The sequence below is a fragment of the Bradyrhizobium sp. genome (genome assembly GCF_016213215.1).
Lineage (GTDB): Bacteria > Pseudomonadota > Alphaproteobacteria > Rhizobiales > Xanthobacteraceae > Bradyrhizobium.
This window is the reverse complement of record NZ_JACRAW010000067.1, coordinates 1-22,812: the sequence shown is the minus strand read 5'-3', so window position 1 is coordinate 22,812 and position 22,812 is coordinate 1. Positions and strand designations below refer to the sequence as shown.

Genomic DNA, 22,812 nt, shown 5'->3' with positions numbered 1-22,812 from the left:
AGTCCTTCAGGGGCGCCGCCTCAGCGGCGAACCTCGGGTGGGATCGGGCCCGGTATAACGGCTGTTCTCACCAGCGCGAGAACGGAGGTAGTTCGGCCGAGCGCCCGACGCTGGCCGGCGGGCGCGGCGGTCCGCCCGGCACTGGTGCGCGCGGTGGCGGTGGTGCCATCTGGCGCGGGGCGCCGAAGCCGAAGAAATCGCGCAGCGACGGCGCGGCCTGAACGGGCTGGGCCGATTGGGGCTTCTTCGGCTTGGGAGGAATGACAAGCACGGCGCCGTTGGGGTTGGCCGGATTGGCAACGGTACCGTCCGGCGAGGTCGAGGCGACCGGAGTGTCCCCCTTGGCCTGCTCGCGCCCGACCTCGCGCCGTGGCCAGGCATAGTCATCGGCGCGGCCGGCGGGCGGGTTCAGCGCTTCGCCCTTGACCATGGTGCGCGCGGCGAGTGCGTCGACGGCGGCCGGGCGGGACCCGGGACCTCCGAGCAGTTGGTCTGCCGAGATCGAGGCCGCAACCAGCGGCACGATGGGCCCTGCGAGCGGCCGCGGCGCGGGCTGGCCGGGCACGGCATTGGCGTCCGGGGTCGCAGGCTCCGTCGGCAGCGCGATCGGTCCGGTGCGCATGGCCAAAAGGCGCGTGATCTCGCGTTCGACATAGTGGGCAAGCTTGCGGGCGCCGGGCTTGGTGAAATAGACGCCGTCCAAAGAGCGCAACTGGCGGATCTGACCTTCGAAGTCGGGGCCCTTCTGCAGGAAGCGGCCGGCCTCATCGACGAAACCGTCCCAGACGTCGACATAGGTGATGCCGGCCTTGGCGGCGCCCTCGCGATAGAGCGAAGCCAGGAACAGCATGTCGGCCGTTCCTTTCGGACCGCGGATCGCCGGCAGCCCGACCCAGATCACCGGCACGCCCTTGGATTTCAGGACGGCGATCAACTCCTCGATCTTCTTGCTGTAAAGCTCGACCCAACGTTCGTCTCGAAATTCGTAGAGACCGCTAGGGGAGCGCGCGGTCTTTTCCGGCGCCATGACCTGCGGCGTATCATTATCCGCGTCATCCTGCGGCAATTCGGCGTCGGACGGCTTGTCGTCCGGTTTGGCCGCGGGGCTACTGCCCTTCTGATCCGCAGGCTTGCCGCCCTGTTTGGCGCGGGCATCCTTTTTGTCGTTCTTCTTGTCGGTCTTGTCCGCCTTGTCCGTCTTGTCCTGAGATTTGTCCGGCACGGCCTCGCGGATGGCCATGCGGTCGTTGAGACCAAGCATGACCACGATGACGTCGGGCGTTTCGCTTTCGAGAATGCCCTTGGCCGCCGCGGCCCAATCCGCTGGGTCGCCTTTTGGCTGGTACTTGATCAGTCCCGATGTCGTCTTGTGGCGGCGGATCACGCCCATGTCCGGCTGTTCGGCGTAGGCGTCTTCGAGACCGTAGGCGAGCCAGTCGGCCATGCCGTCGCCGATTACCAGAACGTTTCGCTCGGGAACGGTGTCGCGCTTGGCCGGCGGCGGCGCCTTGGAGAAATTCTGGACGGGCTTGGGCTGCTCCGGCTGGAACGGATTGAAGAAATCGCCGAAGAAGCCGCCGCCGGGACGAGGAGGAGGAGGGGCAGGCCGCGACGGCGGGCCGAAGCCGAAATTGAAGAATTGCGCCGAAGCAGGTCCAACGATCCCGACCAGGATCGCGATGGCCACGGCCAGCGCGACGAGCGGGCCGGTATCAGTCAGCGCCTTGAATCTGGACTTCGGCTTGGACATACGGCTCTGTCGCGAAGGGGTCGGGAAACAGTCAATATAATAACGGAATCAGGCCGCAAGCGGGCGAAATTTACGACATACGCCGGCGATTGGACCTCGCCGTCAAGCGCTGCGGCTACTTTTGGGCGACATTTAACAGATCGCTGGCGCCTTCGATTGAGGCGGTGCATACACATGTAAGCGTCCTATCGATCCAATCAGCTGGCAAGACGTGTGATCGACATCGCGACGGGTGTAAATCCGGAGATACCTCAGCGGCTGTCTTGGCACGGCCGGGCGGCCTGAAGGGCGGAAGAGCGCTGGCCGAGAAGGTCTCTAAGGAGCGCCGCGCCAAGATCGCCAAGGAGGCTGCGAAAGTGACGTAAGGCCACGAATCATAAAGCGAGCAATTCCAAACGGTTAGTGATTCTCGGTCTAAGTCATTGAGTCAGCTTGCGGAATCGCAAAGCGCGTATTGACTTCCCAATGGAAATCACTTAATAGAAAGAAAGGGGGCGGATTTTTCCGCCCCCTCATGAATCTCCTATATGCGCTTCGGCTGGAGTCGGGTTGCAGCCCTCTCCATTTCTCTGCCGAAGCACAGGCGGCGGTTCATATTTTCCTCGATCTTCTCCCGGCTCGATCTAGCTGGTTGGTTCCTCGACCACACACGGCCACCCGAAAGGGTGGCCGTAGTCGCTTCCGAGTGGATTCGACTGAGGCGGAGTAAACCACAACTGCATTCCATACACAAGGTTCCTTGCAGGAAATTCGGCCTGCGTATAGATTGTATGTGAACACAGAAGGAACAGCACCGTGGGTGAATCTGCACTTGAGAACGCGGAGAAACGGCGAGACAGAATTGCCGCCGATATCAATGCACTTCAGGCGAAGATCGAGCAAAAACGAAAGGAGTTAGAGCGGGTTAATGCGTTCATCAGTGATTATCAGATGTTTGCATCTGGAGAACCAGAACTGGAATTAGGGCAAACCCTAAGCCTTCCGTCGGTTCCGGTCCCCATCCCCAAGAAGCACGTCAATCCGGACAAAGAGATCGTTGGAGACGCTGTTGAGAGGATTCTAAGGGCGAATAAGCGCCCTATGTCCCGCGATACTCTGTTTCGTGAGGTAATGCGGGAAGGCTTGGACATTCAAGGCAAGGACCCTCTCATGGTTTTCAGCACCATGCTTTGGCGCATGCCGAAGCGGTTCGTAAGGCTGGGGGGCAAAGTCGGCTACTGGCTTACTCAAGAACCCTGTCCAGAGGTAAACTATGTTCCTCCACCTCCTCCGCCGGCTCTATGAATACAGGTAAGAGATGCTGACATACAAATATGGTTAACGGAATCCAACATGCGATCGCTCAAGCATCTCCGTATACGAATGGCTGCCTAAATTGACCGGACCGGATTACCGGATTTTCGGCCTCACACTCCTTCTGGGCATAGGTTACCGCCCGCGCAGCCGTTCCAGCATGTCGGAGGAGGCAAATCCATCCGCCGGCGCCCCGATCGAGGCCTGGAAGCTGCGAAGCGCCTCCCGCGTCTGCCCGCCGATCTGGCCGTCGGGGGTGCCCCGGTAGAAGCCCCGCTGGGCGAGCAATTGCTGCAGTTCCAGCCGTTCCCCCCGCGACAATTCGCGCTCCTGCCGCGGCCAAGGCTGCACGAAGGGCTGACCGCCGCGCAGGCGGTCGGCGAAATGCCCGATGGCCAGCGCGTAAGCCTCGGCCGGGTTGTATTTCATGATCACCCGGAAATTCTGCAGCATCAGGAAGCCGGGACCTTCGGCGCCGGCGGGCGCGAGCAGATAGGCCTTTTCGGTCGGATGCGGGAAGGCCTGGCCGGCGGCGCGCCTGATGCCGAGGTTCTCCCACTGCGCGATCGTCATGGCCCTGGCGCGATCGGCGAGCATGTAGTTGAAATTCCTGGGCACCACGACCTCGTAGCCCCAGGTCTGTCCGGTCTGCCAGCCGTCCTTCTTCAGGTTGTTCGCGGTCGAGGCGATGAGGTCGGCCGGATTGTCGACGACGTCTCGGCGGCCGTCGCCGTCCGCGTCGACCGCGTAGCGCTTGAATGCGGTCGGCATGAATTGCGTCGGGCCGAAAGCGCCGGCCCAGGAGCCTCGCAGCTGGTCCGGGCGCAGGTCGCCGCGGTGCAGGATCTCCAGCGCGGTGAGGAACTCGTCCTTGAAATAGCCTTGCCGGCGGCCGATGCAGGCCAGCGTCGCGGTGGACTGCAGAACGCTGCGATCGCCCATCTGGGTCGAATAGTTCGATTCGATGCCCCAGATCGCCGCGATGACGTAGCGGTCGACGCCATAGGCCTTCTCGGTCGCCTCGAATTGCGCCTTGTATTTGGCGAGGATCTCGCGGCCCTTGGCCAGGCGGGTGTCGTTCACGAGAATGTCGAGATAGTCCCAGATCGATTTGGTGAATTCCGGCTGCGCGTCCAGGAGATCCATGATGCGCAGGTCCGGCGACATTCCGGCCGTGAAGTGTTCGAAGCTCTGTTGCGAGATGCGGCGACGCGCGGCATCCGGCCACATCGAGGCGACGCAGTTGTCGAAATTCGCCGCCGCCTGCCGAATGGCGGCCGCCGACATCAAGGGATGGCCGGAGGCGCCGTCCTCGCCGCTCCAGGGCTTGGCGCCCCCTGTTGCCGGCGTGCTCGGCGCGGGGCTTCCGCCGCCCGGTCCTGAAAAGATGCCGCCGAACAGGTCGGGTAGCCCGCCCGACGATTGGGCGTCGGCGCGGCCGGGCACCAGGATCGCCGCCGCAATCAGCACAGCGCCGGCCAGAAAGGCGGCCGTTTGTCGCATCGATCGATCCATCTCTCACCCGGTGCGTAAGATTTTCAGCTCTCAGGAGGCCCTGTTACGGTTGCCAATAGTTTAACAAAGGTGAAGTTTTATGGGCGACAATCGGGCTGGCAAATGCGGCCCTACATCCGCCTTTGTTCCCGGATGCAAACCGGCCCGCAACGTGCCATCCAATCGTCCCCGCGATTCCAAAAGGTAATCGACTGTTCTCATGAAGATCCGCAAAGCTGTATTCCCGGTCGCCGGCCTCGGCACCCGCGTCCTGCCCGCTACCAAGGCGATGCCGAAGGAAATGCTCACCATCGTCGACAAGCCGCTCATTCAATACGTGTACGACGAGGCCAAAGAGGCTGGGATTGAGCATTTCGTCTTCGTCACGGGCCGCAACAAGGGCGTCATCGAAGACCATTTCGACAGGATGTTCGAACTCGACGCGACGCTTGCCGCCCGCGGCAAGAAGGCCGAAATGGAGGTTCTCGCGCAAAACCAGCCCGAGGCGGGGGCCGTCAGCTTCACCCGCCAGCAGGCGCCCCACGGGCTCGGGCACGCGGTTTGGTGCGCGCGCGACATCGTGGGCGATGAGCCTTTCGCCGTGGTGCTGCCTGACGAATTGGTGCTCAACACCCCCGGCTGTCTTGCCCAGATGATCGCGGCTGCGGAACAGCTCCCCGAGAAATCGAACCTGATCGCGGTCGAGGCGGTACCGGAGCATCTGACCCATCAATACGGCATTTGCGGCGTCGGCCAGCGTCACTCGTGCGGCAATATGTTCGAGGTCGCCGGCATGGTCGAGAAGCCGCCGAAGGGAACGGCGCCGTCGAATTTCTCGATCACCGGCCGCTACATCCTGCAGCCTGAAATCTTCAAGATCCTGGAGAATCAGGAGCGCGGCGCCGGCGGCGAGATCCAGCTCACCGACGCCATGATCGCGCTGGCAAGGACGCAGAAATTCTACGGCGTCGAATTCGAAGGCGAGCGGCACGATTGCGGCTCGAAAGCCGGCTTCCTGCGCGCCAACATCGCCTTCGGCATGAAACGGGCAGAGCTGCGCGATGGGCTGATCGCCGAGATGAAGAGATACCTGGAGAGCTAGCGAAAGCGAGCTGCTGAGCTGTCATTGCGAGCGAACGCAAGCAATCCAGGAATGCTCCCGCGGAGTTAGTCCGGATTTGATTCGTCGCCCGCAAATGAGACCGACGGGATTGCTCACGCCGCCAGCGAAAGCTTCGGGATCTTCGCGACCGCCGACTGGTTGCGGCCGCCGGCCTTGGCCGCGTATAGCGCCTTGTCGGCCGCGGTCACGAGGATGGACCATTCCATTCCGGCCTCGGGCGTGACGCTGGCGATGCCGGTCGAGACGGTCGATCTGGTCCGCTCGTCGGACCAGCTTAAGACTTTCAGCCGGATCGTCTCGGCCACTTTGAGCGCGTCGCCTTCGGACGTACTGGGCAGCAGGACGGCGAACTCCTCGCCGCCGTAGCGCGCCGCGCAGTCGCCGGCCCGTTGCACCGAATCCGAGATGCAGATGGCAATGCCGACCAGCAGCTGGTCGCCGGCCTGATGGCCGAACGTGTCATTGTAGGCCTTGAAATGGTCGGCATCGATCATCAGCAGCGAGATCGGGCTTTTGTGCCGGAGCGCGCGCCGCCACTCGGCGTCGATCACCTCGTCGAATTTGCGACGGTTCTTCAGGCCGGTCAGCGCGTCCGTCGTTGCCATCTCCGTCAGCTTTTCCTCGGCTTCCGCGCGCCGGTTTATTTCGCGCGCCAGGATGATGGTTGAGGCCAGCACGGACAAGGTAAGCGCGAGCACGATGGCGCCGATCCGGATCGCCTCTTTGTGCCAGAGGTTCAGGACGGCGCTCAGGGGCTTGCCGACCACGACGAAAAGCGGATTTGTACTTGCCGTGCGCACGAACAGGCGGGGTGTTGGATCTACCGGGCCTTGCCCCGCATAGGATCCGCCTTCCTTCAGGTTGGCCGGATTCCAGTTCGGCCGCTCTCCCAGGTTCTTGCCGATGATGTCGAGATCGAAGGGCCTGCGCATGATGACCGTGCGGTCGCGGCGAAGCACGGTGATGGTGTCCTCCGGATCGAGGTTCAGCTGATCGAACAGATTGTGGAAATAGCTGAAGCGGATCGAGCCGGCGACGACGCCGAGAAAACGCCCGTCGGTCCCGGTGATGCGCCGGCTGAGTACGATGGCATAGGCGCTCCGGTGCAGCATCGGCCGGCTGATGAACAGGCCCGCATCGGGATTGTCGCGGTGGACCGTGAAGTATTCTTCGTCGCTGCGATCTTCGGGCCGCGGGTCGAGGGTCGCGGCATCGATGATCAGGTGCCCGCTGGCGTCAAAGACCTGGATGCCGCCGAAATGCTTTGCAGTGGTGGCGCGGTCGAACAGGATCAGGTGCTGGATCGGCTTGCTGACGCTGCGGATTTCGGGCAGCAGCATGTTGCCGGCAACAGCCCGCAACGAAATGTCGTAGATCTCGACATTGCGATTGATGTCAGACTCGATGCTCGCGGCAAGGTTTTCGAGGGTTTGGCGTGCGAGCTCCATTTCGCCGCGACGCATGTCGAACAGCACATCAAAGCAAATGGCGGAAAAGCCGATCACCGTCGCCGCCACCGACGCGATCAGCAGTTTTGCCGACAAACGCAATGGGCGCCGGGCCGGGCGCGGTCCGAATAGCATCGTTCACTCCCGGCACCACAGGTGCGCCCGAAATCTTGCGTAGTCTTTAAGCTGCGATACCGCTGCCGCAGTCAGTTAAGATTTCGTATCCAGGGCTGACGATTTTCGGCAAGCCCGGCCCCCGTAGGGGCCGATCGGTCCTGGAGGCAGTCTGGAGCTTGGGGTTGGCCTCAGGGGCTGGGGATGCGATGACGGGGCGAGGGATGAAAGGTAGGCGATGGCTGTGAGCTACGACGCGCTGCGGGATTACCTGAAGCAGCGGAAGCAGGCGGAATTCGTGCTGAGCTTTGAAGAAATCGAGGAGATCATCGGCGGTGCGCTGCCGCGGGCGGCCCAGCGCGCCTCCTGGTGGGATACGCTGCGCAGCCCCGATGTGCACATGCCGCAGCGCGAGGCCTGTCTCGCCGCCGGTTTCACCGCAACGCGCCTGCCTGACGGCAAGAGCGTGCGGTTCAGGAAGATGAAGTCGCCGTGAAATCGCGTGGTCTGACTTTCGATGCATCCGAGCGTCGGAACACCGGGAGAGTCGATCCGGGACGGGCGGAGGCGTCGGCAGGGTTCGGGAGGCTGTGGTCGTGCGCTTGGTGAGGGCAATCCTGGGACTGGCACTGATCGGGTTAGGCCTTTTATTCATGCTCGCGTTCGAAGACCGTTATTGGCGCTGGCGCGACTGCTTCAACGAACTCGGCCGCTGCTACGATCCCGTGTCGCAGGATGTCTATGTCGAACAGGCCGGCATGGTCTGGGGAAGCCTCGCGGCGATATCGCTGTTGGCGGGGCTTGCTCTTATCGTGGGGCTTCGTCGCAAGCCTTACTAGACCGTGTACTCATAAATCCGGCCTTGACGGTCCACCAAAGCGATCGAGCCGAACAAAATATTCCTGCACGAGAAACGACTCTGCCCTATTGGCCATCATCCCGGTTCTGATGGAGTCCAGAATCTAACGCATGCCTGAAAAATAGAGCAATATCCTCGATCAAGCGATGATGAACGTCATCACGGTTCGTCCCCCTCGGATCGAAGCAGATTTCGCGGGCCAGCAAGCTCATGATGAATGGACACGTATTGAGAAAGATGAAGTGGCCGGCATTTGCGACGTGAACCAGATCAGGGGGTTGGACAAATTGCGATGCAAAGTAAGCGCCGTTGAATCCCGGCTGCAGAACCTCGTCATTATCGGCTTGATAGAAGCGAATCGGAACGTGGATTGCACTCAGATTGTCGCGGTCGAACAAGCAACCGAGCGCGGGCGCCATCGCCGCGACGGCGCGAACGCGGCGATCGGGGACCGGCAACGACGACGGGTTGTGCGCAAAACTTGGCCGGTCCGGTCCCGGCTGCGCATCCTCCCGACACCGACCTTTAAACTGCGAAAAATCCGGCATGGCGCCGGCGGAAAGGATTGCCGTATATCCCCCTGCGGAATGGCCGACTACACCGATCTTTTCGCCGTCGATGGTCTCACTGAGCCCTGCATCATGTTCAACGTCGTCGATCAGTGCGGAAATATGTCGCGCGCGATCGACGAGTAGCGCATCACCAAAACTCCCTGAACGGTCTTTGGAATTGTCTTTTGGGTGCGCCAGCCCGGCGACAACAAAACCTTTTGCAGTCAAACCTTCGAAAAGCCAAAGATACAGTTCCGGCTGGCCGCCGGTGCCATGCGAGAAGATGACGAGCGGGAACTTCCCTGCCGCGGGCGACGCATCTTCCGCTGCCGCAAGCCTGAAACGACCAACCGTGAGCGATGAGGCCAGCGCCGTCGTCGGATAGGTGATTATGCCAACCATGGCCGCCCCGTTGACTGGGTCGGGCATTGAGAGGCGCTTTAGTCCGACATTCCAATCATCGGCACGCACTGGGCCGCAACCAACGAACGCGCACAGTGTGAGCAACGCAGTAGCCAACCGAGTCGTCTTGTTGCAATGAAGCATCGTTCAGCCCAGGTCTTTACCGAGTCCGCAATCTCGTCGAACGCTTGTTCAACAAGATCAAACGGTGCCGTCGGGGCGCGCTACGACAAATTGACGGCCAACTACCTCGCCTTCGTTGAGCTCGCATCGATACGGCTATGGCTTCGCGTTAATGAGTCCACGGCCTAGCTCGCTCGCTAGCTCGCCGCTTCCAATCGCGCTTCGGTGAGCAGGCGCATCGCCGCATCCGCGTCCATCGGCTCGCCGAAGGCGAAGCCTTGCGCGTATTCGCAGCCGAGCTGGTACAGCTCGACCGCGTCCGAGTCGGTCTCGGCACCCTCCGCGACGACGTCCATGCCGAGATCGTGTGCCAGCGCGATGATCGACTTGAGGATCACTGGCCGCGTGCCGCGATTGGTGGTGCGCACGAACGACTGGTCGATCTTGATGGTGTCGAACGGGAAGCGCTGCAGATAGGCGAGCGAGGAATGGCCGGTGCCGAAATCGTCGAGCGACAGGCCGGTGCCGAGCTCACGGATGCGGGTCAGCATCTGCGCCGCGTGCTCCGGATTTTCCATCACCAGCGATTCCGTCAGCTCCAGCTTCAGCGTGCCGCGGGCGATCGAGGAGCGCGACAGCACGGTCCTGATGTCGTGGATGAGGTCGTGCCGCAGCAATTGCCGCGAGGACACGTTGACGCTGGCGAAGATCGGCTCGCGCGAGCGCATGGCGCGCTGCCATACCGAAAGCTGCTTCGCGGTCTGATCGAGAACGAACATGCCGAGATCGACGATCAGCCCGATCTCCTCGGCGATGGTGATGAATTCGGAGGGCGACATCCGCCCGAGCTTTGGATGATCCCAGCGCGCCAGCGCCTCGAAGCCCGCGATCGAGCGGTCCTCCAGCCGAACGATCGGCTGGTACAGGATGGTGATCTCCTGGCGCTCGATGGCGCGGCGCAATTCGCTCTCCAGCGTCAGGCGGTCGGTCTTGCGGGCGCGCATCGCGGATTTGTAGACGTCGATGCGGTCGCCCCCGATCCGCTTGGAGTGATACATCGCAAGCTCGGCGTCCTTGATGATCTCCTCCGAAAGCTGCGTCTGCGGATCGGACAGTGCCAGACCGATCGATGCGGTCAGGAAGATCTCGCGATCGTTGAAGGCGATCGGCGCGCGGATGGTCTTGCGGATGGTTTCGGCGAAGGCGGTGATGCGCGCCGGGTCCTGTTCCGACAGAAGGATGAGGCCGAACTGGTCGCCGGCGAGACGCGCCAGCGTGTCCTGGGGCTTGAGGATGCGCGTCAGGCGCCGGGCCAGCGTCAGCAGGATCGAATCGCCAACCGCGATTCCCACCGAGTCATTGACCTGTTTGAAGCGGTCGAGGTCGATGACCATGATCGTCGGCCGCAGGTTGGGCATGGTCTTGGCGAAGGTCGCCACCGCGCTCAGGCGGTCCATGAACAGCTTGCGGTTCGGGAGCCCGGTGAGATTGTCGTGCACGGAATCGTGCAGCAGGCGTTCCTCGGCGTTCCTGATCTCGGTGACGTCGGTCAGCGTGCCGACGACGCGCGACACCTCGCCGTCCGAGCCGACAACCGGTCGTGCCTTCAGGGCAAACCACATGAAGTGGCCGTCCGGCGTGCGCAGCCGGAAATCCTGCACCAGGCGGCCGCGGCGCTGGTCGAGCACGCTGTCCAGCGCTGCGCGGAAACGGTCCTGGTCGAGCGGGTGCAGCACTTCCAGCCACTTGGCGGCCGGTCCCTCCAGGGTGCCGCGCTTCAGTCCCAGAAGGCTTTCGGTCTCAGGGCTGGTGAAGACCTTGTCGGCCGAGACGTCCCAGTCCCAGATCAGATCGCCGGAGCCGGCGAGCGCGAGCGCGCGCCGTTCGATGTCGGAGACGATGCCCGTGGTGGCGCCGCCGCCGGCAATGGCGTGCTGCATCACCGTGAAGCCGATCAGCATCACGATCAGCACGAGGCCGCCGAGCAGGGCAGGGCCGACGATGTCGTTGGTGACGGAGCCCGCGACCGTCATGCCGGCCGCGATCACCCACACCACCAGCAGGAACCAGGTCGGGATCAGCAGCACGGCGCGGTCGAAGCCGTGGGTGGACAGATAGACGATCAGCGCGAAGCCCGCGAACGCGATCAGCACCAGCGACATTCGCGCGATACCGGAGGCGACCGCCGGATCGAACAGGGCGAGCGCGACCAGCGAGCCGAGGAAGGCGAGCCAGCCCACGGTGATGTGGGAGTAGCGAACGTGCCAGCGGCTCAGGTTGAGATAGGCGAACAGGAACACCAGCAGTGTTGCCGCCAGGATCGCCTCGCCCGCCGCGCGCCAGATGCGCTCGGCGTTGTTCGACATGTCGAGCACCTTGCCCCAGAAGCCGAAGTCGACGCCGATGTAGACGAGCACCGCCCAGGCGAGCGCCGCCGCGGCCGGGAACATGATGCTGCCCTTGACCACGAACAGGATGGTCAGCACCAGCGCCAGAAGGCCGGAAATGCCGATCACGATGCCCTGGTACAGCGTGAACGAGTTGACCTTGTCCTTGTAGGCCTCCGGCTCCCACAGATAGAGCTGGGGCAACTTGTCAGTGCGCAATTCCGCGACGAAGGTGACGACGGCGCCGGGATCGAGCGTGATGCGGAAGACGTCCGCGGTCGCGCTCTCCTGGCGCTCCGGTCTGTCGCCGACCGACGGCGTGATGGTGGCGATGCGCGACAGGCCGAGATCGGGCCACAAGAGGCCCGACGACACGATGCGGTAGTGCGGCGCGACGATCAGGCGGTCGAGCTGGTCGTCGGTGTTGTTGGCGAGCGCAAACACCACCCAGTTCTGCCCGCCCTCGCGGGCGCGGACTTCGACGCGGCGGACGATGCCGTCGGTGCCCGGCGCGGTGGAGACCTGGATGCGGTCGGAATCGCTGCGCTGGTGCTCAAGTATGCCCGTCAGGTCGATCGCAGGCGCGTCGCTGCGGACGCTGACCGCGTCAAGCGCGCGCGCCGGGGACGCGGCGACAAAAATCATGAGGCCCAGCGCAAGCGGCGCGAGGCACCTGATCAGGCGCAATGTCAGTTCTCCGCGTTCGACGCAAAGCGAAAGTGTGCAAGACGCTGGCCGAACCACGCTGGCAGGGTTCGACGTTGGCGATAGATGCCACGAAAGCGTGAAAAATCAAAGGGTTTCCGGTTGTGGCCGGGCTATACGGACAACACAATTTTGCCAATATGTTCGCTGGTCTCCATGCGCCTGTGGGCGTCCACCGCCTTTTCGAGCGGGAATGTGCTGTCCATCAGGGGCTTGATGCGACCTTCCCGCAAAAACGGCATCACCTTGGCCTCGATCGCCGCGACCATGGCCGCCTTGTCCGCATTACTACGGGGGCGCAGCGTCGATCCGGTGTGGGTAAGGCGCTTGACCATCAGCTTGGTGAAATTGACGGTCGCCTTCGGTCCGCCGAGGAAGGCGATCTGGACAATGCGTCCGTCGATGGCCGCCGCGTCGTAATTGCGCTCGACATAGCTGCCGCCGACCATGTCGAGGATGACATCGGCGCCCGCACCCGAGGTCGCGGCCTTGACCTCGGCGACGAAATCCTCCGCCTTGTAGTTGACGGCGCGGTCGGCGCCGAGCTTGAGGCACGCATCGGCCTTGTCTTGCGCGCCGACGGTGACGATCACCTTCGAGCCCATCGCCTTGGCGAGCTGGATCGCCATGGTGCCTATGCCGGAGGAGCCGCCATGGATCAGCAGCGTCTCGCCCGACTTCAGTCCGCCGCGCTCGAACACGTTGTGCCACACCGTCATCAGCGTTTCCGGGAGGGCGCCCGCTTCCATGATCGAGAGCGTCGATGGAACAGCCATCGCCTGGGCGTCCTGTGCGATGCAGTATTGCGCATAGCCTCCGCCGGCGACCAGGGACATCACCTTGTCGCCGATCCTGTGCTTTCGGGCATTGCTCCCGACCGCGACGACCTCACCTGCAACTTCGAGCCCCGGGAGATCGCTGGCGCCGGGCGGCGGCGGATAGGAGCCGGAACGCTGCGAGACGTCCGGCCGGTTGACGCCTGCGGCGTGAACCTTGATCAGGATTTCCTCCGGCCCCGGCTGCGGCACGGCGCGGGTCTCCGGGACGAGCACCTCCGGGCCGCCTGGCTTGCTGATGGCGACCACGGTCATTTGCGCGGGCAGCTTTTCCATGATTTGTCCTTGCAACAATGCGGGGTTGAGGCGGCAATGGATTAGCCAGCACCGCTCCAGCTGGCAACCGCCTCACTTTTGATTGACCGGCGGCTTCAGGCGCGGAGGAACAAGCATGGCTTTCGAGGACGAGGACAGGCCCAGGAAAAAGATCACCCACGAGATCGGGCAGGATCTGTCGCTTCTGTCGCTGGAGGAATTGACCGAGCGCATCGCGCTGCTCCATTCCGAGATCGCGCGGCTCGAGGAGGCGGCAGGAAAGAAGCGCGCTTCGCGCGATGCCGCGAACAGCATTTTCAAGTCGTAGAACAGCTTTCGCTGAGGACGGGTGAAGAAATGGCACGCCGAGAAGTCTTGGTCGGCCGATGACGGACTTTGGCTAACGAAGGTTGAAAAAAATAGGTCATTTACGGTCGATTAAGCTTTCGAGTTTATAACTTGCACCGTCCTCGTTTGGACACCGAGTGGCTCCTGTCCACTCTGTTTGACGCCTCCCTGTTATCAACTTCAAAAGCCGCCGGTACACGGCGGCTCTTTTTTTGCCCGCGTCCAGGCGTTGCGGCCTCGTCCTTGGGTCATCGAAGTTGCTCGCCGTTGTTGCCGCCGATCGGAAGCGATGGCGTCGGGCGGAAACCATAAACCCTGTTGCAGCTGGACTCTCGCCCGCTCGCGCGCAATGATTTGTTCATCATAACCGGCGCGGTACGCCGGAAGCGTAAACAGTGGCGTAAGAGGCGTTAACCATGTCGGACCGTCCGCAAAGCGAAGGTGCACTGGTTCAGTTCAGCGAGCGGCTCACCAATTCCGCGGCGTTCGGTTCCCTGTTCCGGGAAGGCATGGATCTGGTCGAGGAGACCGCGGCCTATCTCGACGGCGCCGGCCGTATCCAGGCCAAGGCGCTCGACCGTGCTGCCAGCCTCACCTATGCGACCGAAAGCATGCGGCTGACCACGCGCCTGATGCAGCTCGCCTCGTGGCTGTTGCTGCATCGCGCGGTCAAGGAAGGCGAGATGACGCTGAGCCAGGCCAACCGGGAAAAGACCAAGGTGAGGCTCACCGCGGCCGATCCGGGGCCTGCGGATCTGGTCGAAAAATTGCCCGCGCAGCTCCAGGAACTGATCGCCCGCTCCATGAGCCTGCAGGCGCGGGTCCGTCGCCTCGACATCAGCATTCACGCGCCGCCGCCGGATCGCACCACGATCGGCAACCCGCTGGTGCCGCAGCTCAACGCGCTCAAGGCCGCCTTCGAGCGGTAAAGGTCACCACGACCAATTCAGGGGTCGGCGCCGGGGCCGCGCCCCGGAGTGACGGGCCCAAACAAAAACGCCCCCGGTCGACCGGGGGCGTTTTGTCATTCGGCCGACGAAGCCGATCAATCCTTCTTGAGGAAGCCCGAGAATTTCTTCTGGAAGCGCGAAACGCGGCCGCCGCGATCAAGGAGCTGCTGGGAGCCGCCGACCCAGGCCGGGTGCGACTTCGGGTCGATATCGAGGTGCAGCTTGTCGCCTTCCTTGCCCCAGGTCGAGCGGGTCTGGTACTCGGTGCCGTCGGTCATAATGACCGTAATCGTATGATAATTCGGATGAATTTCAGCTTTCATGGCATATCCTTGGCGCCGTGCGCCTCAAACTCAAGTGGCTATCGATAACGGATTTGGCCGGCTCTATAACCTACAGGGTCTGTCAAAACAAGCCGGGCCCTCCGGCGCGTGGCTTCAGGCGGGCCTTAGTAACTTCACGGATTTGCCGCTGCCGGCACACCGGCCTATCTGGGGCCCTCAACTTGAACAGGTCCGGAAATCATGAGCGCAGTGGAACGGCTGGATGACCGGCCCGGCGATACACCGAAAACGGTGGAACTCGCCGAAAACCTGTCGATTGAAGCCGATGCCGCGGAGGCGCCGGCCAAGAGCCGGGCCCGGCTCCGTCCGCTGCTTGCGCTCGCTCCTTACGTCAAGCGCTATCGCGCCCGGGCCTTCCTGGCGCTGATCGCGCTTACCATCGCGGCGATCACCACCCTCTTGGTCCCGGTCGCCGTGCGGCGCATGATCGACTTCGGCTTCACGCCCGAAGGCATCGAGCTGATCAACAGCTATTTCAGCGTGATGATCGCCGTGGTGGCCGTGCTCGCGTTGGCGAGCGCGTCGCGCTACTACCTCGTGATGACCATCGGCGAGCGCATCGTCGCCGACGTCAGGCGCGATGTGTTCGCACACCTGATCTCGCTGTCGCCGTCCTTCTTCGATTCGGCGCGCAGCGGCGAACTGATCTCGCGGCTCACCGCCGACACCACCCAGATCAAGTCGGCAGCGGGCGCCTCGATCTCGATCGCGCTGCGCAACCTCATGCTGTTTCTCGGCGCGGCGACGATGATGGTGATCACGAGCCCGCGCCTGTCCGGCTTCGTGCTGCTTGCCATTCCCGTGATCGTGCTGCCGCTGGTGGCGTTCGGCCGCTGGGTGCGGCGCCTGTCGCGCAACGCCCAGGATACGCTCGCCGACGCCTCGGCCTATGCTTCCGAACTGGTCGGCGCCATCCGCACCGTGCAGGCTTATACCGGGGAACGGCTCGCCGAGCGGCGTTTCGGCGGCGAGGTCGAAGAGGCCTACGAAGCCGCGCGCACGTCGACCCAGGCGCGCGCGGTACTGACGGCGGTCATCATCTTCATCGTGTTCTCCAGCGTGGTGGGAATTCTCTGGATCGGTTCGAATGACGTGCTGGCCGGCACCATCAGCGCCGGCCGCCTCGGCCAGTTCGTGCTGTACACGGCGTTCGCCGCCGCAGGGCTGGGCCAGCTGAGCGAAGTCTGGGGCGAGGTCGCCGCCGCCTCCGGCGCCGCCGAGCGCCTGTTCGAGATCCTGAGGATAAAGCCGCAAATCACCGCGCCGGCATCGGCCCAGGCGTTGCCTGTCCCCTCGCGCGGCGAGATCGGCTTTGCCGATGTCAGCTTCGCCTATCCGGCGCGGCCCGATGTGCGCGTGCTCGACGGCGTGTCGCTGTCGGTGCGCCCGGGCGAGAAGGTCGCGATCGTCGGACCCTCAGGGGCGGGAAAAAGCACGGTGTTTCATCTGTTGCTGCGCTTCTACGATCCGGCGACCGGATCGATCTCGCTCGACGGCGTGCCGATCACCTCGGCCGATCCGCGCGAGGTGCGCGAACGCATGGCGCTGGTGCCGCAAGAGTCCGTGGTGTTCGCCGCGACCGCGCGCGAGAACATCCGTTTCGGCCGCCCGGACGCGACGGATGCCGAAGTCGAGCGCGCCGCGGAACTGGCGCATGCAGCCGAGTTCATCCGCCGCCTGCCGGAAGGCTTCGATACGCCGCTCGGCGAGCGCGGCGTGACGCTCTCAGGCGGACAGCGCCAGCGCATTGCCATTGCCCGCGCCGTCCTGCGCGATGCGCCGCTCCTCCTGCTCGACGAGGCAACCTCCTCGCTCGATGCGGAAAGCGAGACGCTGGTGCAGACGGCGCTCGAGGAACTGATGCGCCACAGGACCACGCTGGTCATCGCGCACCGGCTCGCGACCGTGCTGTCCTGCGACCGCATTCTGGTCATGGACCAGGGCCGCATCGTCGAGCAGGGCACTCATGCCTCGCTCGTGGCCGACAACGGCCTCTATGCCCGCCTCGCGCGGCTGCAGTTCGAGGCGGTGTAGGCCTTAAGGCTTCCACTCCATCTTCAGCACCGGCCGGCCCGAGGTGGGATTGACGTCGTCGCCGGCATGCACAAAGCTGTTGCGCTCGTAGAAGCGGATGGCCCGGGCGTTGTCCTTGTTGACGAGCAGGGTGATGCGATCGGGTGAGATCCGTTTGGCCTCGTCGATGAGCAGGCGCGCGGCATCCGAGCCCCAATGTTCGGGCGCAACGACGAGCTGGTCAAGATACCCGTCCTCGTCGATGGTAACGAAGCCGGTCAGCGCGCCGTCGAGCTCGGCGACGACGATCGCAGCTTTTGGCACAAGGTCCTTGTTCCAGCGTTCGCGCCACCACTCAAGGCGCGCGGCGAAATCGATCTGCGGATAAGCCTGTTGCCACGTGCGATGCCACAGCGCGATCGCCGCGGCTTCGTCCTCGGCGCGATAGGGGCGGAGATGGAAAACCATCATCGCGCCGTTTCTTCTTTGGGCATGATCTGATCCGAAAACCGGTGGCCACTTTTCGGGATCATCCCCTATCGTTCCGTCAGCTTCAGTTCGATGCGGCGGTTGCGCCTGTACGCGTCCTCGGTGTTGCCGCTGTCGAGCGGCTGGTATTCGGCAAACCCGGCGGCGACCAGCCGCTGGGTCGGCACGCCCCGCGCGTTCAGGTATTGCACCACCGAGATCGCGCGCGCCGCCGACAATTCCCAGTTCGACTTGAAAATCGGGCTGTTGATCGGCCGCACGTCGGTGTGGCCGTCGACCCGCAGCACCCACGGGATTTCGCTCGGAATCTTCTTGTCGAGGTCGAGCAGCGCGTTCGCCACCGTATCGAGCTGGGCGATCCCGTCCGGCAGCAGCATGGCCTGACCGGTGTCGAAGAAAACTTCCGACTGGACCACGAAGCGGTCGCCGACGATGCGAATGTCGGGCCGGTTGCCGAGAATGGCGCGCAGGCGGCCGAAGAATTCGGAGCGGTAGCGCGACAATTCCTGCACCCGCTGCGCCAGCGCAACGTTGAGGCGCTGGCCGAGATCGGCGATCTTGGTCTGCGATTCCTTGTCGCGCTTCTCCGACGCATCAAGCGCCTCTTCCAGAGCCGCGAGCTGGCGCCTGAGCGCGCTGATCTGCTGGTTCAGGACTTCGATCTGCGCCAGCGCGCGCCCCGAAACCTGCCTCTCGGAATCCAGCGCCTTGTTGAGCTCGGTGGTCTTTCCGGCGGCGTCAGTGCCGGCACTGGCGAGGCCTTCATAAAGGCCCTTCACCCGGTCGCGCTCGGCTTCGGCCGAGGCAAGCCCGGCGCGGAGCTGCGCCAGCTGGTCGTCGAGGTTGAGCTTGCCGAGCTTCTCCAGCGACAGCATCTCGGTCAATTGCGCGATCTTGGCGTTGAGCTGCTCAAGCGCCTTGTCCTTGCCGGAGACTTCCTGCGACAGGAAAAACTGCACGACCAGGAACACCGACAGGAGGAACACGATCGACAGCACCAGCGTCGACAGCGCGTCAACGAAGCCCGGCCAGTAGTTGAACTGGGAGTCGCCGCGTCGTGCACGGGCAAGGGCCATTTAGTTCTCCAATTCTCTCGTGTCCCGGACGCGGCTCAGCACGGGCCGCAGCCGCCGGGAGCGATCCTCAACTCTTCTCCGGATGCCGCGCCAGGCGTTCCAGGAGGCGCTTGATCTCCCGGTTCTGCTCGCCCTGGCCGTCGGCCCATTCGCGGATCATCTGCTGCTCGGTCCGCATATGGGAGACGAGTGCCTGGATCGCCTCGGCGAGGCTTGCCATCGCGGCGGTCGTGCCGCGGCTGGCGCTTCCTTCCTCAAGCACGGCGCGCAGGCGTTCCACCGCGGCCTGCAGTTCGCCGCCGCCGCTTATGCCCTCGGTTCCATATTCGCGCACGGTCGAGGCCAGCCAGTCCTCGAGGTCGGTATAGAACCGGTTCTGCGCCTGGCTCGACTGCAGGTCGAGGAAGCCGAGGATCAGCGATCCGGCGAGGCCGAACAGCGAGGATGAAAAGGAGATGCCCATGCCGCCGAGCGGAGCGGCAAGGCCCTGCTTTAGCGTGTCGAACAGTGCGCCGGCCTCGCCGCCGACCTTGAGGCCATCGATGACCTTGCCGACGGAACCGACGGTCTCGATCAGGCCCCAGAACGTTCCGAGCAGGCCAAGGAAGACCAATAGTCCCGTCATGTAGCGGGAGATGTCGCGCGCCTCGTCGAGGCGCGTGGCGATCGAATCCAGCAGGTGTCGCATGGTCTGCTGGGTGATGGTCATGCGTCCACTGCGCTCGCCACCGAGGATCGCGGCCATCGGCGCCAGCAGCTTGGGATGGCGTGCGGGCGCCAGGCCGGGATCGGCGATCCGGAAGCCGTTGACCCACTTAACTTCCGCATAGAGCCGGATCACCTGTCGGAACGACAGGATGATGCCGACGAACAGCACCGCACCGATCAGCGCATTCAGGCCGGGATTGGCAAGGAAGGCGACGATGATCTGCTTGTACAGGACGACCGCAATCAGCGCGCAGAGCACCAGGAAGACCAGCATCCGCACCAGGAAGATGCTGGGCGATGACAGTTTGGTCAGTTCCATCTCCATCGCGGAGCGGGTCGAAGGGCCGTGCGGCATGGCCGGTATCATCCGTTACAACGTTCTGATTTGCGGCGCCCAATATGGCACAGCGCGAGGGGGAAGGCAGCGGGGATGCGTCGAATTCGGGGCATTCGCCTGATGGTGCCGCCGCCTGCGCGCGAGAGTCCCCTGGCACAAGGTGGCGTGCCAATCTGCCTCCGCCGCGCGATCTCGGCGTTCGGGCCGATTCGCAAAATTGAAGGGCCTGGTTGCGACAGTTGCGCGCGCACGCATCAGATGCGATGCGATCGAGCCCGACTCACAATCCGGTGACCGAGAAAAAACGTTGTTAGCTCAGTAGCGTAGCTTGTGTGACATTGAGCCGCCGCCGCCTTCCATTGCGTTGCAGCAATCTGAATTTATCCTGAACGTCATCAGCCGCGTGGTTTGCTCAAGCCGCAACCATGCGGGCCGCGATGGGCGTCCAATCCGGCTTGTTTCAACTCAACCTGGGGTTACCGCATTGATATTATCTCGGTCGGCGTGCGTTGCAGTGATGCTCGCGGCCGTCGCGCCGCTGCTTGCGGGGTGCGACGAATCCAGTTCCGCGATTTTGGCTCAGACCCAGTCGGTGGAGCCCGATGTCGGCGTCGTCGTCGTCCGGCCACAGGTGAGGGCGGTGGTGCGCGAACTGCCGGGCCGTATCGCGCCGACGCGCGTGGCCGAAGTTCGTCCGCGTGTCTCCGGCATCGTGGTCGAGCGCCTGTTCCGGCAGGGTAGCGAGGTCAAGGCCGGCGATCCGCTCTACCGGATCGATCCGCGCCCGTTCGAGGTCGAGGTGATGTCGAACGAAGCGGCGCTCGCCAAGGCCGAGGCGGTGCTGCAACAGGCCCAGCAGCAGGCGCGGCGCATCGGCCTGCTCACCAGCCAGCGGGCGGCGCCCGAGGCAGAAAACGAGAAGGCAATCGCGGCCGAGCGCCAGGCCCAGGCCGAGGTCGAAGGGCGCAAGGCGGAGCTTGCGCGCGCAAAGCTCAATCTCGACTACGCCACGGTGCGCGCGCCGATCGACGGCGTGGTCGGTGCGGCGCTGGTCAGCGAAGGCGCCCTGGCGGTGCAGAACGAAACCAACCTTGCGACCATCCAGCAGCTCGATGCGATCTATGCCGACTTCACGCAGTCCGTTACCGAGCTCAACCACCTCCGTCGCGCCTTGGAGAGCGGCGATCTTGAGCGCATCGCCTCGGATGCGGCCAAGGTTCGCCTCGTGCTCGACGACAACACCGTCTACGCGCCCGCCGGCAAGCTGCTGTTCTCCGACGCCAAGGTCGACGCCTATACCGGCCAAGTGACGCTGCGCGGCGAGTTTCCCAATCCGAAGCGCGAATTGTTGCCGGGGATGTATGTCCGCGTGCGGATCGAGCAGGGCATCGACAGCGACGCGATCGCGGTGCCGCAGCAGGCAATCCAGCGCAATGGCGGCGGCGGCAGCGAGGTATTCGTGGTCAAGAACGACAACCGCATCGCGGTGCAGCCGGTTCGCACGGGCTCCATGCAGGATGGACAGTGGTTCGTCAGCGACGGCCTCAAAGCCGGTGACAAGGTCGTCGTCGAAGGATTCCAGAAGTTCGCGGCCGGCGACAAGGTCAACCCGCAATCCTGGACCGAGGAGGCCGCCGCCGGCCCGGAGAACCAGAAGACTACGCAGGTCGTGCGGTAAGGCATCATGCCGAGCTTCTTCATCGACAGGCCGATCTTCGCTTGGGTCGTCGCGCTGTTCATCTGCTTGATTGGCGCGATCTCGATCCCACTGTTGCCGGTCGCACAGTATCCCATCATCGCCCCGCCCTCGATCTCGATTTCGACCAGCTATCCGGGAGCATCGCCCGAGAACCTCTATAACAGCGTCACGCGGCTGATCGAGGAGGAGCTGAACGGCGCTGCGGGCATCCTGAACTTCGAATCGACCAGCGACTCGTTGGGCCAGGTCGAAATCATCGCCAACTTCGTTCCGGGCACCGACACGGGCGCCGCCTCGGTCGAGGTACAGAACCGCATCAAGCGCGTCGAGGCGCGCCTGCCACGAGCCGTGATACAGCAAGGCATCCTGATCGAGGAGGCGTCCAGCGCGGTCTTGCAGATCATCACCCTGAATTCGACAGACGGCAGCCTCGATGAAGTCGGTCTCGGCGATTTCATGATCCGCAACGTGCTCGGCGAGATCAGGCGTATCCCCGGCGTCGGTCGTGCCACGCTCTATTCCACCGAGCGTTCCCTGCGCATCTGGGTCGATCCGGCCAAGCTCGTCGGCTACGGCCTCACCGCTGACGACGTCAACAAGGCAATCAGCGCCCAGAACGCACAGGTTGCCTCCGGCAGCGTCGGCGCCGAGCCGAGTCCGCCGGATCAACGCATCTCCGCACTGGTGCTCGTCAAGGGCCAGCTTTCTTCGCCGGACGAATTCGGCGCCATCATCCTGCGGGCCAATCCCGACGGTTCGACCGTTCGCCTGCGCGACGTTGCGCGGATCGAGATCGGCGGGCTCAGCTATCAGTTCCAGACTCGCCTGAACGGCAAGCCGACCGCCGGTCTTTCCGTGCTGCTGTCGCCTACCGGCAACGCGCTTGCGACCGCAGGCGCGGTGGAGGCCAAGATGAAGGAGCTGTCGCGCTTCTTCCCGGCCAACATCAGCTACGAGATCCCCTACAACATCACGCCGGTGGTCGAGGCCGCCATCGAGAAGGTGCTGTCGACCCTGGTCGAGGCCGTGATGCTGGTCTTCGTCGTGATGTTCCTGTTCCTTCAGAACATCCGCTACACCATCATCCCGACCATCGTCGTACCGGTGGCGTTGTTAGGTGCCTGCGCCACGCTGCTGCTCGCGGGCTACTCCATCAATATGCTCAGCATGTTCGGCATGGTGCTCGCGGTCGGCATCCTCGTCGACGACGCCATCGTGGTGGTCGAGAATGTCGAGCGCATCATGGTGGAGGAGCGCTTGCCGCCGAAGGAGGCGACGCGCAAGGCGATGTCGCAGATCACGGGCGCCATCATCGGCATCACGCTGGTGCTGATGGCCGTGTTCGTGCCGATGGCATTCTTCCCGGGATCGGTCGGCATCATCTACCGGCAGTTCTCCGTCACCATGGTGGCCGCGATCGGCTTCTCGGCGTTCCTCGCGCTGTCGCTGACGCCGGCGCTGTGCGCGACGCTGCTCAAGCCCGTGGCCGCAGGCCATGGCCATGCGTC

19 protein-coding genes and 1 pseudogene are annotated in these 22,812 nt (G+C 63.6%); 10 read left to right on the top strand and 10 right to left on the bottom strand.

Annotation, left to right across the window (positions count from 1 at the left end):
- Positions 1-67: 67 nt before the first annotated feature.
- Positions 68-1,750: an SGNH family hydrolase gene (locus HY852_RS11915; protein ID WP_291604870.1), complete on the bottom strand. Its 1,683-nt coding sequence runs from the start codon at positions 1,748-1,750 to the stop codon at positions 68-70.
- Positions 1,751-2,545: 795 nt separating this feature from the next.
- On the opposite strand from HY852_RS11915, the gene HY852_RS11910 reads away from it, so the two are divergent.
- The gene (locus HY852_RS11910) at positions 2,546-3,034 is read left to right on the top strand and encodes a hypothetical protein (protein ID WP_291604869.1); all 489 of its coding nucleotides are present in this window, start codon (positions 2,546-2,548) and stop codon (positions 3,032-3,034) included.
- Between the two features lie 144 nt (positions 3,035-3,178).
- Here the strand turns inward: HY852_RS11910 and HY852_RS11905 are convergent, their stop codons facing one another.
- The gene (locus HY852_RS11905; protein ID WP_291604868.1) at positions 3,179-4,558 is read right to left on the bottom strand and encodes a lytic murein transglycosylase; all 1,380 of its coding nucleotides are present in this window, start codon (positions 4,556-4,558) and stop codon (positions 3,179-3,181) included.
- A gap of 199 nt (positions 4,559-4,757) precedes the next feature.
- Here HY852_RS11905 and HY852_RS11900 point away from each other — a divergent pair, with 199 nt between their 5' ends.
- A complete protein-coding gene (locus HY852_RS11900) occupies positions 4,758-5,639 on the top strand; it encodes a UTP--glucose-1-phosphate uridylyltransferase (RefSeq protein WP_291604867.1) in 882 nt (293 codons plus the stop codon).
- 113 nt (positions 5,640-5,752) lie between these two features.
- Here HY852_RS11900 and HY852_RS11895 read toward each other — a convergent pair whose 3' ends face one another.
- Positions 5,753-7,243 (bottom strand): diguanylate cyclase, encoded by a 1,491-nt coding sequence (locus tag HY852_RS11895; RefSeq protein ID WP_291604866.1) that lies wholly within the window; start codon positions 7,241-7,243, stop codon positions 5,753-5,755.
- A gap of 217 nt (positions 7,244-7,460) precedes the next feature.
- On the opposite strand from HY852_RS11895, the gene HY852_RS11890 reads away from it, so the two are divergent.
- Positions 7,461-7,718: a hypothetical protein gene (locus HY852_RS11890; protein WP_291604865.1), complete on the top strand. Its 258-nt coding sequence runs from the start codon at positions 7,461-7,463 to the stop codon at positions 7,716-7,718.
- A 157-nt stretch (positions 7,719-7,875) separates the two neighbouring features.
- A complete protein-coding gene (locus tag HY852_RS11885) occupies positions 7,876-8,061 on the top strand; it encodes a hypothetical protein (protein WP_291604864.1) in 186 nt (61 codons plus the stop codon).
- A gap of 85 nt (positions 8,062-8,146) precedes the next feature.
- Here HY852_RS11885 and HY852_RS11880 read toward each other — a convergent pair whose 3' ends face one another.
- Complete coding sequence (locus tag HY852_RS11880; protein WP_291604863.1) at positions 8,147-9,061, bottom strand: hypothetical protein; 915 nt, start codon at positions 9,059-9,061, stop codon at positions 8,147-8,149.
- A gap of 131 nt (positions 9,062-9,192) precedes the next feature.
- Here HY852_RS11880 and HY852_RS11875 point away from each other — a divergent pair.
- Positions 9,193-9,346: pseudogene (locus HY852_RS11875) on the top strand (IS5/IS1182 family transposase); the annotation flags it as partial.
- Positions 9,347-9,354: 8 nt separating this feature from the next.
- On the opposite strand, the gene HY852_RS11870 reads toward HY852_RS11875, so the two are convergent.
- Both HY852_RS11870 and HY852_RS11865 read right to left on the bottom strand, forming a co-directional pair.
- Positions 9,355-12,231 (bottom strand): EAL domain-containing protein, encoded by a 2,877-nt coding sequence (locus tag HY852_RS11870; RefSeq protein WP_291604862.1) that lies wholly within the window; start codon positions 12,229-12,231, stop codon positions 9,355-9,357.
- A 131-nt stretch (positions 12,232-12,362) separates the two neighbouring features.
- On the bottom strand, positions 12,363-13,361 hold the full coding sequence (locus HY852_RS11865; RefSeq protein ID WP_291604861.1) for an NAD(P)H-quinone oxidoreductase: 999 nt from the start codon (positions 13,359-13,361) through the stop codon (positions 12,363-12,365).
- A gap of 115 nt (positions 13,362-13,476) precedes the next feature.
- Between HY852_RS11865 and HY852_RS11860 the strand changes: the two genes are divergently transcribed.
- Positions 13,477-13,668 (top strand): DUF1192 domain-containing protein, encoded by a 192-nt coding sequence (locus tag HY852_RS11860; RefSeq protein WP_291604860.1) that lies wholly within the window; start codon positions 13,477-13,479, stop codon positions 13,666-13,668.
- 436 nt (positions 13,669-14,104) lie between these two features.
- A complete protein-coding gene (locus HY852_RS11855; protein ID WP_291604859.1) occupies positions 14,105-14,617 on the top strand; it encodes a DUF1465 family protein in 513 nt (170 codons plus the stop codon).
- A 116-nt stretch (positions 14,618-14,733) separates the two neighbouring features.
- Here the strand turns inward: HY852_RS11855 and rpmE are convergent, their stop codons facing one another.
- Entirely contained in the window at positions 14,734-14,961 is a 228-nt protein-coding gene (gene rpmE / locus HY852_RS11850; RefSeq protein ID WP_291604858.1) for a 50S ribosomal protein L31, read from the bottom strand.
- Positions 14,962-15,162: 201 nt separating this feature from the next.
- Between rpmE and HY852_RS11845 the strand changes: the two genes are divergently transcribed.
- Positions 15,163-17,016 (top strand): ABC transporter ATP-binding protein/permease, encoded by a 1,854-nt coding sequence (locus HY852_RS11845; RefSeq protein ID WP_291604857.1) that lies wholly within the window; start codon positions 15,163-15,165, stop codon positions 17,014-17,016.
- A gap of 3 nt (positions 17,017-17,019) precedes the next feature.
- Here HY852_RS11845 and HY852_RS11840 read toward each other — a convergent pair whose 3' ends face one another.
- The 3 genes from HY852_RS11840 to HY852_RS11830 form a co-directional block, all read right to left on the bottom strand.
- Positions 17,020-17,466: a GNAT family N-acetyltransferase gene (locus HY852_RS11840; protein WP_291604856.1), complete on the bottom strand. Its 447-nt coding sequence runs from the start codon at positions 17,464-17,466 to the stop codon at positions 17,020-17,022.
- A gap of 65 nt (positions 17,467-17,531) precedes the next feature.
- A complete protein-coding gene (locus HY852_RS11835; protein ID WP_291604855.1) occupies positions 17,532-18,560 on the bottom strand; it encodes a peptidoglycan -binding protein in 1,029 nt (342 codons plus the stop codon).
- A gap of 67 nt (positions 18,561-18,627) precedes the next feature.
- The gene (locus tag HY852_RS11830; protein WP_291604854.1) at positions 18,628-19,623 is read right to left on the bottom strand and encodes a flagellar motor protein MotA; all 996 of its coding nucleotides are present in this window, start codon (positions 19,621-19,623) and stop codon (positions 18,628-18,630) included.
- 499 nt (positions 19,624-20,122) lie between these two features.
- Here HY852_RS11830 and HY852_RS11825 point away from each other — a divergent pair, with 499 nt between their 5' ends.
- Together HY852_RS11825 and HY852_RS11820 are read left to right on the top strand one after the other, a co-directional pair.
- Entirely contained in the window at positions 20,123-21,283 is a 1,161-nt protein-coding gene (locus tag HY852_RS11825) for an efflux RND transporter periplasmic adaptor subunit (protein WP_291604853.1), read from the top strand.
- A 6-nt stretch (positions 21,284-21,289) separates the two neighbouring features.
- The coding region (locus HY852_RS11820; protein ID WP_291604852.1) for an efflux RND transporter permease subunit at positions 21,290-22,812 on the top strand (1,523 nt) is incomplete at its 3' end.

Bases quoted from the DNA above. Each gene is read 5' to 3' on its own strand.
- HY852_RS11915 (WP_291604870.1), bottom strand. From the start codon at position 1,750: ATGTCCAAGCCGAAGTCCAGATTCAAGGCGCTGACTGATACCGGCCCG.
- HY852_RS11905 (WP_291604868.1), bottom strand. From the start codon at position 4,558: ATGGATCGATCGATGCGACAAACGGCCGCCTTTCTGGCCGGCGCTGTG.
- HY852_RS11900 (WP_291604867.1), top strand. From the start codon at position 4,758: ATGAAGATCCGCAAAGCTGTATTCCCGGTCGCCGGCCTCGGCACCCGC.
- HY852_RS11895 (WP_291604866.1), bottom strand. From the start codon at position 7,243: ATGCTATTCGGACCGCGCCCGGCCCGGCGCCCATTGCGTTTGTCGGCA.
- HY852_RS11890 (WP_291604865.1), top strand. From the start codon at position 7,461: ATGGCTGTGAGCTACGACGCGCTGCGGGATTACCTGAAGCAGCGGAAG.
- HY852_RS11885 (WP_291604864.1), top strand. From the start codon at position 7,876: ATGCTCGCGTTCGAAGACCGTTATTGGCGCTGGCGCGACTGCTTCAAC.
- HY852_RS11880 (WP_291604863.1), bottom strand. From the start codon at position 9,061: ATGCCCGACCCAGTCAACGGGGCGGCCATGGTTGGCATAATCACCTAT.
- HY852_RS11865 (WP_291604861.1), bottom strand. From the start codon at position 13,361: ATGGAAAAGCTGCCCGCGCAAATGACCGTGGTCGCCATCAGCAAGCCA.
- HY852_RS11860 (WP_291604860.1), top strand. From the start codon at position 13,477: ATGGCTTTCGAGGACGAGGACAGGCCCAGGAAAAAGATCACCCACGAG.
- HY852_RS11855 (WP_291604859.1), top strand. From the start codon at position 14,105: ATGTCGGACCGTCCGCAAAGCGAAGGTGCACTGGTTCAGTTCAGCGAG.
- rpmE (WP_291604858.1), bottom strand. From the start codon at position 14,961: ATGAAAGCTGAAATTCATCCGAATTATCATACGATTACGGTCATTATG.
- HY852_RS11845 (WP_291604857.1), top strand. From the start codon at position 15,163: ATGAGCGCAGTGGAACGGCTGGATGACCGGCCCGGCGATACACCGAAA.
- HY852_RS11840 (WP_291604856.1), bottom strand. From the start codon at position 17,466: ATGATGGTTTTCCATCTCCGCCCCTATCGCGCCGAGGACGAAGCCGCG.
- HY852_RS11835 (WP_291604855.1), bottom strand. From the start codon at position 18,560: ATGGCCCTTGCCCGTGCACGACGCGGCGACTCCCAGTTCAACTACTGG.
- HY852_RS11830 (WP_291604854.1), bottom strand. From the start codon at position 19,623: ATGCCGCACGGCCCTTCGACCCGCTCCGCGATGGAGATGGAACTGACC.
- HY852_RS11825 (WP_291604853.1), top strand. From the start codon at position 20,123: ATGCTCGCGGCCGTCGCGCCGCTGCTTGCGGGGTGCGACGAATCCAGT.